This window comes from Affinundibacterium nitidum, assembly GCF_014284155.1.
GTDB lineage: Bacteria > Pseudomonadota > Gammaproteobacteria > Burkholderiales > Burkholderiaceae_D > Undibacterium > Undibacterium nitidum.
Window position 1 is genome coordinate 240,248 of sequence record NZ_JACOFZ010000001.1, and the last position, 15,073, is coordinate 255,320.

Annotated in this window: 3 protein-coding genes; all 3 read right to left on the reverse strand. The window is 47.3% G+C overall.

Annotated features, from left to right (window positions below; translation table 11 throughout):
* Nucleotides 1-230: 230 nt before the first annotated feature.
* The 3 genes from H8K36_RS01110 to H8K36_RS01120 all read right to left on the reverse strand — a co-directional run bounded on the left by H8K36_RS01110 (nt 231) and on the right by H8K36_RS01120 (nt 14,835).
* On the reverse strand, nt 231-704 hold the full coding sequence (locus H8K36_RS01110; RefSeq protein ID WP_186915486.1) for a hypothetical protein: 474 nt from the start codon (nt 702-704) through the stop codon (nt 231-233).
* Nucleotides 685-13,761, reverse strand: coding sequence for an RHS repeat-associated core domain-containing protein (locus H8K36_RS01115; RefSeq protein WP_186915485.1), 13,077 nt, complete (start codon nt 13,759-13,761; stop codon nt 685-687). The genes H8K36_RS01110 and H8K36_RS01115 overlap by 20 nt, the downstream gene beginning before the upstream one ends.
* A gap of 261 nt (nt 13,762-14,022) precedes the next feature.
* A complete protein-coding gene (locus H8K36_RS01120; RefSeq protein ID WP_186915484.1) occupies nt 14,023-14,835 on the reverse strand; it encodes a transposase in 813 nt (270 codons plus the stop codon).
* Between the last annotated feature and the right edge of the window lie 238 nt (nt 14,836-15,073).

The window sequence follows — 15,073 nt, forward strand, 5'->3', positions numbered from 1 at the left end:
TACACTGACTTCCTTACCAATAACTTTGATACACGAATATGGGGCGCTCATGTTGATGCTCGATTTTACGGGAGGGTTACAACACGAAATATGGGTGTCTTAGTTAGTAGATTTTCGCCAAACTAATCCTCTGAAAAAAACCACCAAACATTCAATATGGGTACTTTTGCAAAACCTCCACTGTACCAGCAAACATAAAAAAAACAGAAACAAAACAAACTATTGCTCTGTCAAAATTCTATGTTAGTCCATTTATCACCGAGAACCTCCAGTGTAAGCATCTGTCCCTCATCGGGATCAACCTCCCAATCCAGTAAAATTTTGCCTGATCCACTTTGATTGACAATTACAACGATGCCCTCAGGGAGAGTACCAAACGGAAAATCAAAATCAACATCCAATAACGATTTTAACTTCGCTGGGCCAAACTCATTTGAAAGTTCTGTCCAAATTAATACAGACTCATTCTGAGCACGTGCTAAGCTCAGCACAAACTTTTCGAATCGAGGGGAACTTTTCTCGCAAAAAGGAAGCTGATAAACTTTTTTGGATATGACTTCTATTGATTTGACTTTATCTCGCAATGCACCAATATCAGCAAAAGACAAGAGGTCAGGAACAGCCAACTTGTCCTTTACTAAATTCTGCAATTGTGTGTAATACTGAGCCAAGCGCTCGCTACCATTATTTTTCGTTGTTGTCATAGTTAACCTTCGACTTGTCATTTGTCAATTTTGGGCGATCATGTTTGGTCATCCGCACTTCACCAGTAGCTGGATCAGTTCGAACCTTACCAGCCTCCCAATGCGGATCATTTTCATGACCACGGTCCATAGTTTGTTGCTGTACGGACTTAATTTGAAGACCTCCACCTTCCTTCGGGACCTCGTACTGATATTCACGGCCTGAATCATTCTTGGATTGTGATTTTGGTTGTTGACTCGTTGGGATCCCTTCATCCCGCATCGCTTCGCGCCGCGCTGCTCGAGACGTCTCTTTTCTTTTCTCACCATCAGTACCTGAATTCTTAGCGCGCTCAGATCCGGTGGGCGCAGCTTTAGTATCCTGAGATTTGTCACTCGTCGCTACATTCTTGGACTGTGATTTTACCGCATTCAATGAGCTTTGCTCAGAAGGCGACGCGTCCTTACCAACGGACGCCCTTTCAGCTTGACGGTTTTGTTTGGCTTCCACCAACGCGACTACAGCTTGCGCGCCAGTTTCTGGACTGATTCTTCCTGTTGTCGCTAGCTCTCTTATAGCGGAACCGACCGCATGTCCTTTCAAAGCATCATTTCCACCCCATCGACCTGCAGCAGCTTCACCTGCCATCCAAATTTGACGTTGTTCAGGGGTTAAATTCATCATGCCAACGGCCGCCCCATAGGCTCGATCTGCCGCGTCTGGTTCAAACCCAGTCGGATCCGTCAAATTAGTAGGATTATTGAGCACATAAGCAAATCGATTATAACTCTGCCCATTCATCGGATCTTGCAAGATCGGATCCGCACTCACAAACCGCGCCACCAACGGATCATAAACCCGCCCATTCATATGCACCATATCCAGCGAATCCAACATCTCATGCCCGGTATACCCGCGATGATCGACATTAGAGCCTAATGTCGTTGGTTCTGGCGTCGCACCACCATTCAAAGTAAAGCGATGTCCCCAACTATCAAAGGCAAATTTATGCGCTTTGCCATCACTCACGAGGTATTGACCATTGACGTCAGTTTGCGCCACGATACTACCTAAGCGCTCGCTATGGTTCCAAACCAATTGCGTCGCTTTGCTGCCTTCTTCGAACTCAAAACCGATACCCATCGGCCAGTAAGTACGGATGGTCTTGACACCTGATCTGGTTTCGACTTCTTGCACGCCAGCATAGACGATGTTGCCGGTATCACTGGTATGCAGTGTGCGTTGATGTTCTGGACCGTACTTGAACTCGTTATAGACCGCACCTTTACTGATACGCAAAGGCATATCAAAACTCATCCACGTGATAGTGCGACCATTTCCACTCGTTTGATTACCGTTGTCGTCGTAAGTGAAGCTGCCTACACCAGGAATGCTCTGTACCGCATGGGGGCGAACGCTTGTTGGTCCCTGAGCAGGATACTCATAGTTACCGCTACTGACATTGGTCTTAAATGTCAAATTACCGGTTGCATCGTAGCGATATTCTTGGACTGGGAACGTCGACAAATCGATTGTTGACTTGACCAAGCGATTGAGTTTGTCATACTCATATTTCTCAATAAACCCATCGGCACTGCCGCTCCAATACAAAGTACGTTTATTGACACTACCAATGGCATCATACTCATAGCCTTGCTGCACGCGTGCTTCATTGGTGCTGGTCGTTTTCACATTCCCTGATTCAAGCAAAGCTGAATAAGCGTTGTACGCATGCGTATCGTTGAGGCCATTACCTAAGGCTGCTTCACGTACACGATTCGCCGCATCTTGTACTTTGACTTGCCACAATTTCAGAGCACCGCGCTCAACACGATCTAAATAACCAAAGCGGTTATAACGCTGATCAAAGACTTTAGAGGGATCAGCGCCACGATTATGTTTGTTTGTAATCAAACGCCCCCATGCATCGTACTGTGACAGCGATTTGTACACACCGTCAGTCAATAACTGTGCTGTTTCTTGCGGGCGACCGAAACTATCAAACGTATGCGTACGGCTATAGGTTTTGTTTGTAGCTGTGCCGGTATAGGCTTCTTGCAATTGCCCAATCGCTTTATTACCGACGTCATACACCCAGTGGCTTTCCAAATCTGTTTCATAGCGTGCTGTCATACGTCCCAGCATATCGAACACAGTGCGTGTTTGCTGGCCTGCTAGGCGTTGCTTAGGACTAATCTGCGCCCAAGTTTGGCCTAATGGGTTAACTTTATATTCGATAAAACCTAAGTCAGGATCACGCAATGCCGTTTTACGACCGAGACTATCGTACTCGACCTTAATCACATTGCCTGAGGGGTCCGTCGTTTTGATCAAGTTACCAAAGGCGTCGTAGTTAAACGCTGTTTTACCACCGATGGGGTCTGTTACCTCAATCAATTGTTGCTGCGCATTGCGCAATTCACGTCGCACTTGATTGAGTGCGTTTGTGGTCGTAATTAGGTAACCATTGTATTGGGTCGTTGTCACCTGAGGTGCGCCACCAGCGCCATAGTTCTGCAAACTCCTCACTCGGCCAAGTTCATCGTATTCGTTGATACGATTCGCTAAGTAACGTGTTTCATTCACAAAGTATGGTTGGCTCGTTTCGACCACTCGACCCAAACTATCGTAGGTTTTATCTGCGTACACGATAGTGCCGTTGAAGCCGAAACTTTGCGTACCGACTTGATGTCCCACGTTATCACTAAAACTTAATTGTGGAACGGTGGTACGAGCACTACCGTTGAATGAATCTACGATTTGCACGACACTGCCACCAAACGGACAAGTCCCTTGGCAGTCTTTGACGTAATTGCGAGTCTCGTTGCCATCGGCGCGCAACTCGTGGGTGATACGACCGAAGCCATTGACCGTCCACGTTGTGGTCAATAGATTTGGACCTGTGAGGCTAATTCGCGCACCTGTGCCTGCATGGTAGCTCGAATTTTCTGTGTGACCTAAGGCATTCGTGACAGCGGTTGCAAATCGGCCATTAGCATCAAAACTAGAACTTGTGCTGCGCGTTTTAGCCAACTGGCTATCGGGATCAAACCATGATTCAGTGACGACATTGACCAAACCAAAGGTATTACTGGAACGATCGAACGTGCGCTTCAATGCTAAAGCTTGATTGCCTTGCTCTGCTTCTTCCCATTTCATCAAACCAGTGGTTCCATCAAAATCACGTGATATTTTTCGCGTGATCGTACTGATTGGTGTTGCATCATCAGTTTTTGTGACTTGACTCGTCAGTGGCAAACCAATTAACCATCGGGCCACGTCATTGCGGAAGTCGGTCGTATTTGTAGTGGTGATTTTCTTACCACCACCGACGACTTCACTTACTTGCTTGGTCAAATTCCCCCAGTCCTTACCAAGAGAGTCGAGGCCATATGTATTGACGACTGAACTGGTTCCTAAACTATTACCATCAAGATCTCGATGCTCACTGTTATTGTCGGACTCGTACACAAACATCGTACAACCCAGAGTTTGCGCAATGCAACGTGAACTGTAGTTGTGCTTGGTGTAATGGAGTTGCACTCCACCGCTCGAGTAATTGGTGACCGTATCCACCATACCCGTATAAGGATAGCCTTGCTTGAATGTGGTCACCGACTTACTACCAAGCTGTTCATCCGTCACGGTAAATTTAGCAAAACCGAGCGAACCTCGACCAGCCACATCAATCGCCGCATCTTCATAGCGGAAGTTCGTTGAACGTGACAGAGCCACGCCATTAGAATGAATTAGGCGGCTCGCGATTTTGCCTTGGTTTGGCGAGGAACGCAGCGGATAAGTTAGGTTCGCAGTACTACTACGCGTAACGATGCCACTGGCGATACCGTCCGCATATTCAACACGTGAGCTTGCGCCGAGGCCGTTAGTTACGCTGACGATGCGGTCGAGTGCTTCTCCCGTTTTAGCGCGATCAATAGGCTCAAATACCTCCCAACGACCATTTTCCTGCCACACATTGCCATTATTTGGGAAAGTGCCACTATGGTAGTACACGATTTGCATGCGACCTGTGCCTAACAAGTCCATCAAATAGACTTGATCGTATGGCCAACGTGAATCAGTTGGGCCTGGCATTGGAATACCTGGCCACGATTCACACACTAGGTTGCTGTCATTAACGCCAGTACCATTGGTCGTGTCATCACCGGTGACTCGGCACATTTGTACAGAGTTTTTAGCTTGTGGTGGCAAAGTACTGCTGTACTCCATATTTTGAACCAAAATCGACGGAGCGCCGTCACCAACAAAGTTGCCAACCGCACGAACCCAAGGGTAGTTTGCGCCACTGAGCTTCTTGCGTGGACGACAGTCGAGTGCTCTACCAGTAGACAAGCAGAGCCAAACCGATGGGTCTTTGTATTGCATGATGCCAGTGGAACGATCTTTACCGAAGTAACCAAAAGCCAAACCAGAATAGCCAGAACCATTAAAATCAGCCGAGCTACCTGCACTTGGAATTGGTGCGTCAAAACCATACGGCGCGCAAGCTGCTGCCAAACATGGTGTGGCATAGGCTGGGAATTTATAATCAGCCATGCGATTCGGTGTACCGGCGGCACTTGGCAGATTAAAACTGTTGATGACGATGGTCGGTTGTAGATTCTCCCAGGTCTTCACGTTGACACGTGTTCCATCACGCTCGTAATAGAAGTCATTGAAGTGTGGACGCAACCAGCGAACATCTTCCGATTTACCTGTGCCACTGAAATCCACCATTTGTTCGAAGCTTAAGTAGTCACGCTCTGGCTCTTGCGACGTACCGTCTGCGAAATTTCGTGAACTCAAGATGTTCAGCGGTGGATTCGCATCTGTAATGCAGCTTCCTTGTGAGCAGAACTGTGCTTGGAACGAATCGGTACCAGGCATATATTTCGTTGGACCCCAATGGACAGATCGTCCATCACCGATAATATCGACCACGTAAGGTGCACCACTGGCAGTGTTTTTGCCATCAGCAGGGTAAACAGAGCTGCACGTAAAAGTAATGAGGCTTCCTGCGTTCAGGGCGCTAGGATTTCCTAACGGAGACAAGCATGTTTTAGCGCCACTTGCGGTCGACACCAACAAATCTTGCGCACCGTCGCCATTAAAATCACCCGTCGACAAGACAACGAATGCCTCACCAGTGCTGATTTGGTATTGATACAGTGTAAAGCCAGAACCATTGTTATGGAAATAGCGATACTGGGTGTGCATTGTTCCAGGAGGTATGGAATTACCCTGCTCGATCGTCACATTGCCGGTACTAGTTGGCACAGCCACGCGTTTTTCGAGCACGTCGGTACGACCGTGGTTTTCAAAATCGCTGAAGGCAAAGAAGTCAGCGTGATTCTTCGCAACCATCATGGATTGGCCATCACTACCTGTAGTGGTCAATACAGGCGCACCATTCCAATCACCACGACTCACAAATCCCGGTGCTTTACTTGGATCTGGTTTACCCCAGTTGAACGTTGTTTTTGGCAAGCATTCAGTGACTCCAGTTGATGGATGGCGTGCGCACGCGCGAACGCTTTGTAATAGGCTGCGTCCACTGGTTGGGCTGTATTCATAACTGAGATCGGTTGTGCGTGTAGGCGCAAATGGTCCTGTTACATTACCGTCAAAATTACTACCAACAAAAGTAGAAATAGACTTTAATCGCAAGCGTAAATCATTGCGTGTCTCATCGATGTAACGAGTCCAAGCATCTTGGCGCGTCTCATAATCAAAACTTACCATGGCATGTGAAGGCTTACCATTCCCGCCATAACGAATCATTGTTGGACGATGTTCACCTGTCACACTATCTTGATCGTAACTATAACGAATAAAGTTACCACTACGATCTTTGACTTCATTAATCGCCCAAGACTGCGCTCCATTTTTCTGCATTGGAGCTTTAGCACCTTCACCACTTTGCGGTGTACCTAAGATTGCAGCGACGGTTGATGTTCCACCACCATAGGTAGTGATACGTCCATCTTTGGTGTACACCGTGAAGGTACGATTGGCGATATCACCATTTGCCACAATCTTCGTAAACGAATCGATCTCAGTGCGGAATTCAGTGCCCGCTGCCCAATAGGTAGCGCTACTGATAACATTACTATTAACATAGACTAAACGTTGGCCATCGAGACACAGTCGATCTTCAAGATCAAATGAGATACGTCCATTAATGCCATCTTGGGCGATCGTCTTGCCGCAACGGTGGATACTTGAGAACCCACTTAAATTCCAACCTAGGCCAACGCGGCTGTTTTGCGATTGACTGCTGTAGTCCAAAGACAGCTTCGGTTGCATCCCTGCTGTTCCCGGCGGAACATCCATAGGAATACTGTAGGTAGCAGCTCCACTTGGTGCAACAGACAAACTACCAGGCAAACTACCTGCATCTGGCAGATTCAAAAATTGACTAATATTGACATCAACAGGTATTGGAGTCGGGTCGCTTGCAGTTTGATTATCAGCCACAGTCACCAAGGCCGAGCCTGATCTACCTAAAGATTGGCCGTTAGCATCAAAAGCTTCCGATGAAATCGAAAAAGAACCCGATGCATTCGCAAGCCATTGCCCGCTTGCGTTACCACCCAACACTGGCACAGATGCAATCAAACTATTACCAGAATAGAAGCGTACTGTTGACGCGACAGCGGTGCTAGCCTGCTTCGCAATCGCCGTCGCTTTTAAATTTACTGAAGAACCAATTAAAACACTAGTTCCATTGGTTGGGGCCACCAAAGCAACGTCGGTAAGCAAATTTACTGCGTCGACGTAAATCAAACTGTCAGTGGAATAAATCGTCACATCGCCTTTACGCAGCTTCGCAAACACGCGATAAGGCGTCGCTTTCGATACAAGGTTTGCCTTGCTTGCTTTCCACAAACCAGGTCCAGTGCTGTCAGCCTGCGCGGAAATCCATTCACCATCGATATTGAACGCTACTTCATCGGCTGCCCCAGTAATGTTTTGCAATCTCGCTTGCATAAACACGGTGGCCGGGCCCGTGTAACGCGCTGCGTCTGCTGGCGTAGTAATGCCGATGCGCATCGCATCGGGCAAAGTGCAGCTAAAGTCAGCACATGGCAAAGTAATCGATTTATTTGTAGCTGGCACGGAAGCCTCGACAAACAATCGGCTTCCACCAAAAGCTAATGCAACTGAAGTCAAATCGTACTTGAAGTGGTGTGCGACCCCAGGCGTATGACAATTTGCTTGAACTGTCGTGCTCGTATTCTCTGTAGCTACGTTTGCGATGCTTGAGCCAATCTGCGTGCCGCCCAGTTTACTCGGTGCATTCGCGTAGATTGTGTAATTTAAGGCTTGGGGGTTAGTGTCTTCACATGTCCAACCGAACAACTCCAAGCCACCCGTTGCTGTTGAACGAATACCGCTGATTTCGCCGAGCAACGTACTATCAGTAACGTTCAACACCACCGGATTACTTAGCTTGCTTGAACCGTTGTCGCCGTAGGCTCTGACGGTAAAACGATAGATTCCCGCAGCTAAAGGTGCTGCGTAGTTGAGCGGCAAAGAAGAAGCTGGACCAACAATACTTTTTACTACAGTATTTGAAGAACCATTGTCTTGATAGAGTTCAATCTTCGAGACTTGCCCACTGCCATTCGTAGCACTAGCATTCACTTCAACGTTGGCCTTTTGGCCGCTTGGGACTCGTATGCTTGTACGAGCTGTAGCGAGACTCAAACTTAAGGCGCCAGCTTCCTCTTTTACTTGAAATTTAATTACATCACTTTGTAAGATCAGCCCCAATTTATCGAAAACTCTAACGCTCAAATTGAACGATCCAGCTTTAGATGGGGTCCATTGGGCAGTCCAATTGCCACTACCAGCGTTACTACCGTTCGCTACGAAGGCATCGCTCACATAGAACTTAACATCGGCGATTTGAGCTTGGCTTCCTGGAAGTAATGCCACTGCAACAGCAAGATCGATCGTTTTCCCAAGCGGGACAACTTGGTCTTTATTAGGCTTAGAAATATTTGCCGATACTCCCATGTTGATCGGGTCAACATAGAAACGAGTTTCGGTTGAAACAATCGTCGTACCACCCTTCCGTAGACGAACTGACACAGGATAAGGGATAGGATTACCGGGCAAGCCAGACTTGAGTGCGGTAAATACACCAGAAACAGCTGTCGGTACCGCTTCTATCGTCTCGCCGTTGACAATAAAGGCAACCTCATCATAAAGACCAGAGCCATTGTCAATCTTGGCTTGAAATGGAACAACGGCTGGATATTGAAAGTGGTCATAATTTTGTGGGCTCGTTACACTGACACGAAGTGCGCCCGGCATCGTGCAACCGTTACTTGCGCATGACAAAGTCGTATTCATCGTGCTATCAGAACTCGATGCTTCCACATACAAACGTTTGCCACTGTACATTAATGAGTACGGCGCCAAATTCACCACAAAATGATGACCCGCGTTCGGTGTGTGACATAATTCTTGAACCTGCACCTGGTTGCTTTCCGAAGCAATATTCGCAATACCCGATTCGATTCTTGTACCGCCTAGACGTGACGGTGCATCGACATAGACCGCATAATTAAATGCTTGATCATTCTGATCTTGACACACCCAACCCACAAGCTCTAACTTACCTGTGGCATTACCACGTAAGCCAGTCACCTCACCGATAACTACGCCATCAACAATGCTAACAACGAGGGCGCTAGACTCCACCACTTTTCCGTCTTGGTCTGTCGCAATTAATTTGAAACGATAATTTCCTGATTTTAGATTGGTGACGTAGCTAATCGGAAGTTTGGCAGCATTGCCTGTAACCGTTTTCACCGGTGCCGCAGAATAGCCTGCACCATCGTCTTGATACAAATCGACTTTACGGACTTTGCTACTTGGATAATTCGCCCAACCGCTGACAGTGACCGCAGCTGTTTGACCTTGTGAAACACGGATATAACGAGAGTTTGCGTCCAACGATACCGTCATCGCCGAAGCAGATATCGTTGCAACTGTTTCCTTAAGCTCACGCTCACCGCCTGGTCCACTTGCAGTCCATGTACATAATGAAGGTGAACTTACCCACGAAGCTTGAGCAATTTGGCTTTCTGTGCCGCTTAATGCAACTGTACCTGTACGTTTCAAGCCACTACCATCCGCCTCACAGACATACTTGAGTGACGTTGCGCGAGTGCTAGACCAAGTCGTAGTAAACGATGCGCCAGCCACTAGAGGGCTTGGTGTTCTTGTGACCTTGATAGTTGGTAGATTTCCGCCGTCGGTATCGACGACTTCTGTCACCGTGGTAGAGCCGTTAATGCCAGTAGCCGTCCAAATACATGTACTTGGGAAATCTACCCAATCTGCCGAAGCAACTGCGGTTGTGGTTCCTTGTGGAGCCAAAACTTGGTTACCGCTAAAGCCGGTGCCAGTTGAGGTGCAGTTTGATTGCACCGAACTCGCATCAGTCGTCACCCACTTCGTCGTAAAGCTCTTACCTGCAATTAACGTGGTTGGATTACGTGTGACTTTAATCGTGGGCAATAGGCCATACTCTGTAATCAATTTGTTGCTGATTGTGGTTTCGCCACCAGGCCCTGTTGCAGTCCATACGCAAGTGGATGGGTGATTGACCCAAGCCTCTAATGGTGTGCGCGTTTCTGTTCCATTTGGATCAACCGTAGCAGCCCCTACAAAACCTGTTTCATCTGCCGTGCAACTATAAGCAACAGACGTCGCATTCGTTGTCTTCCATGTCGTCTTAAATGGTTTACCAACAATCAAATCGGTTGGCGTATTTGTCACACTGATGGTGGGCGCTGGTTTTGGTTTAGTGATTAATGGCTCAGTTATTGTTTGAGTGCCAGCCTCGCCTTTAGCAGTCCAAACACATGTTGATGGGTCGGCTACCCATGCAGCCAATGCCGTTCCAACTTGACTTCCATTTGGGGGCAAAGTCGCATTTCCTTTGAAACCCTTGCCATTAGCAGTACAGCTGTAGGTGACAGAATCAGCGTTTGTACTAGTCCAGCGTGTGGTAAAGCTCTGACCCACCACCAATGGATTCGGCACACGCTCGACTTTAATCGTTGGAGGGGCTGGCACGTCAATCCAGACCATTTCAGAAGAAAATTTAGCACCATCAACAGCGGTTGCATTGACCGAACATCCGATGCTACGACCGATCGCCCATTCACTACGTGCCACAAAATTACGATCGCCGCTTGGTGCATTGATAGATTCAATGTCATACGTCACGAGACCATCGGTACAGCCCAAAGTCGCGTCTTTTGCGCCTTGAATTGTCCAATGTAGCTTGAACGGATTTCCAATAAGCACCTTTGCATTGGTCGATGTATTTGGTGGTGTCGATGGAGAAACAATCGATAATGTCGCTACCGGCGTGACCAACGCCTTATCTGCACGGAAATGCAAATCAACGACTGTTGAAGCGTTGGCATTATTACTCGCGCTCGTAACGGTAAGTCTCCATTGCTCGACAAAATCATCGCCAGCAATCAAGTCCGCGCTAAAAATGGGCTCTTTCGCAGAAGCGTCAGAAACAACACTCTTAGTGCCGCTAATACGAGTCCACAAATATTGATCTTGGTTGGTCGGAAGATTCACATCGACCTTGAGGGTTCCGGAGGCTTTCCCAGGCTGTTTTGCCTCAATCAACAACGGATTTGGCGATACACTGACTGCCAACGATGGAGCATCAGGTTTGATGTCAAAATCAAAGCTCTCTGAATCACCGACGACTCCCCAGCCAGTAACGGCCCTGAGGAAGAGGCGATGGCGGCCAACAGACAAGTAAGCTCTAAGACGAACGTCTGAGTTTAAATTATAGTAAAGTCCGTCAGAATCTGTACGTTTTGGCACACTAACAGAGGCTAGAAGTGAATTTCCTTCTCTCAATTCAACGTAGTCGATACCGTCAGTACCTGTATCGAAGGGCCCCCGTGGGCTCGTCGTATAAACTACAGCGTCAATCCCAGCAAGTTTTGATCCAGGCGCGTTAATTGGCGTAAGCAAGCTAAAAACAGGATATGCAGGAATTTTCCAATCCCCACCAACAGATTGCGAATACACGATACCTGAGATATTACTCAACGCAATTGCGCAATACTTTCCTATCGCTCGCAATTGAATCGTATGACTCCCATTACTTAAACCAATCACTTCGTCAACGCTAGATCCCTTGACGGTAGAATGAACCTGCCCATCAACGATAATTTCGATCGCCAAAACATCACTCTCATTGGCATGACCCTGAACTCGAACCCCATTCGAGGAATTACTCCAGAATACTTGTTTATCGAGAGGGCTTGTCAGCCTTATTACAGGAGTAGCATTCGCATTCGCCGCATCCACGCTCGGCCCCTGAACCATGACATCTAGCGTAGAAATAAAAGTGGAAAAAGGCTGACCAGAACGTCCATAATCTGACACCCGTACTTGCCACTTCTCGTTGAAATTATCTCCAGGGCAAACACGTGTTTCCAATACAGTTGTATCGCTCCACTTATTTGAAAGTTCAGTACGACTACCAGAAACACGCTTCCACTCAAAATCCAAAGCCGGCCCTCCTCCATTCGAAGTGACTTTAAGATTTTCCGATATCAGACCAGCCTGCAAAGGCTTGATCAGCAAAGGATTGGGGTTAATTGATGCCGTAAATGTGTTACCGCCAGGACCGAATCCCAAAAGAACTCGTTGCGATGCATCTGTGCCTTTAGCATCTCTTGCCGTCACCATCCACTCTTCTGAGTACTGGGTATCGGTCAGTGTATTGGCAGTGAACTTTGCGCCTAAGCCATTGACATCAGATATGACGAACTTCGGCGTACCAACTAGTGGTGTCCAAGTGTAATCATAAGGTGGCGCGCCACCTTTCATAGTCAACGCGATTTGACCAGATACGGTGGGTTGATCAGTACTATCAAAAACCAAGGTCGCTGGACTAGCTTCAACGGAAAGAGGCTCCGCAGCTGATAGCAACTTAAAGCGAACATCCGTCTTGGCAATCAATGCGTTTCCATCGCTGCCTCGCACTTCCACCTGCCACGTTTCAGTGAAATCATCACCAAATGCTAAGATCGTAGAGATGGCCGTTTTTGCAGACTGCAGATCTGCTATTTGTGACCGGCTTCCACTTACCTGAGACCATCGGTAAGTAAATGGCGCAACACCACCTTGAACAACTGCTTCGAGCTGACCTGACACCCCGCCTGCTACAGTGCCCTCCAACGAAAGTGCGCTAGGGTTAACTGCGACATAAAAAGGTTTAACGCCATCATCAAACTTAAATTGAACATCAATGTTCGATTCAGTCACAACGCCATCAGCGTCTGTCACAGTTAATCGCCATTTCGCAGCAATGTTATTGCCTGGATTGAGACTTGCGGTAAATTCTGCATCCTTAACCGAATCGTCTGTAATTTTGATGATATCTGTCCCCGAGAGACGATCCCATTTGAAGGTATAAGGCGACTTACCTCCACTCAATTCAGCAGTAACTTTTGCAGTGACGGGGTCTGAATTGCTCGCAACGACATTCAGCACCAACGGATTAAAGAGCACCCAGTAACTGCTATCATTTCGAACATTAATCAGCAAGTTGGGAGTGCCTTCGCCAAACCACTCTTTACCCTCATCAACCATGCGCCATTGAAAGTTAAGCGACTGAGGAGTATTCGGTGCGTTCACATCGAACATGAAGGTATAACTTTCGCCCGGCGCGACATCACTGTCCAATTCAACTCGAGAAGTTGGCAACCAGTTTGTATTATTTTCTGGGTTTTGCGCTCCCAACTTATAGGTTGAGTTCGCCTTCCATTTCGACGTGCCGACGTTCTTCATCGTGACCGAGAGCGTGTACGTCTGAGAAACTTTCATCTCCGTGGTCACGGCCTGACCTACAAACTGAGCGTCGTTCGTACCCGCCCCAACATTGGCAAAACTGCTGGCAAACGCACTTGCTGACACACTCATATTCAATGCTACAAATAGTAGGAGCAATAAACCAGCCAATGTCTTGATGCAATTGGTCGATACGGCGCGGATGGCCTTGATGAATGAGGTCATGAGGATAGACTCGAGGATAGAGAAGATGTGCGCTGTCGCCAACAAACTTTCTTACTCAATGACAAGTAGAATGCTAGCGTTAGGAGCGAAGGCTAATTTTTGAGAATCGCGGATAATAATGTGTAAGTAATTTTTAGTCAATTATTTTTTAATTAACCAAAATAAACATTTCCACCAAGAACGCTTGAGAGTGCAAAAGTAGATTTGGACCTGCTTTTCCAAAAGTAACATATTGGTTCTCTCTAAAAGAAAACACACGAACTAAGGGAGCAAAAATTTGGCGAAAGCACGAAACGGCGAGTTTGAAAAAAATAAGTCAAGACATCTGATAGGTAGCGAATGGGTGTAAAGGAATTGTCGTAAGGATTTTTCTTCTCGATTCGCTTTTGATTTAACTTGATTTACAACTGGCCCAGCACGTTTCCACACGGCTTTTTTCAATTCAGACAATCGCAGTTGAATCGATGTGTAATCAGATTTCTTTGGCAAATGAGCGATGTCCGCCCGTACCGAAATTAATCCGACATCCACACAACACGCCAACAAGCCCGCTTTATCTAAGATCGCCTGACTCTTAAATCGCCCGTCCCAAAAGCGGCCCGTACATTGATCTTCTTCATTGGCACGCCGCGCAATAGGTTCGTTGAGTGCACGCATAAACCAAGACAAATCACACAATCGATCACGCCATAGCGCAAGCGTGTTCTGCGCAACAGAAATTTCAGCTTGAAAGGCTAGCTCGCCTTTCAGGTATCGATCTACAAGCAGTGGCAAAGAAAAGATCTTCGCCCACCGACGCCCTACCTCTTGATCTGACCATGACTGTGCTCGTGCAACATCCACATGCACCACAAGATGGTAGTGGTTGGACATTACCGCGTAGGCGCAGACGTTGACCGCAAAGCTACGACTTAATTCAGATAAACGCTCGGTGATCCAGACTTTGCGATGGGAGAAATCACGCCCACTAAAATCATCCTTACCCCATAAAAATGCTCTACGCACACATCGACCAATGCAGTGGTAATAAGGTGTTGCAGACGTAGAGACTAAGTTCTTCCGCGCTGTTGGCACGTTGACTCCGTTTATTGGAATGTGTTGACAACAGCTCAGACGAAAGTATTTAAATTGCAAGAAAAATTTATATGAAAGATGGGTGTCTTGTTTGGTGCGCTTCACCCAACAGCGTCGGCATCCCAAAGGAAGGATTTCGCGGTTCCATGGCTCGCCTACCAATATCCCCTGTCAACGCTTCGTCTACAACCTCGCGGAAGCAAACGCATGACTCGGGGCCAGAGTGATTCGCTATTTC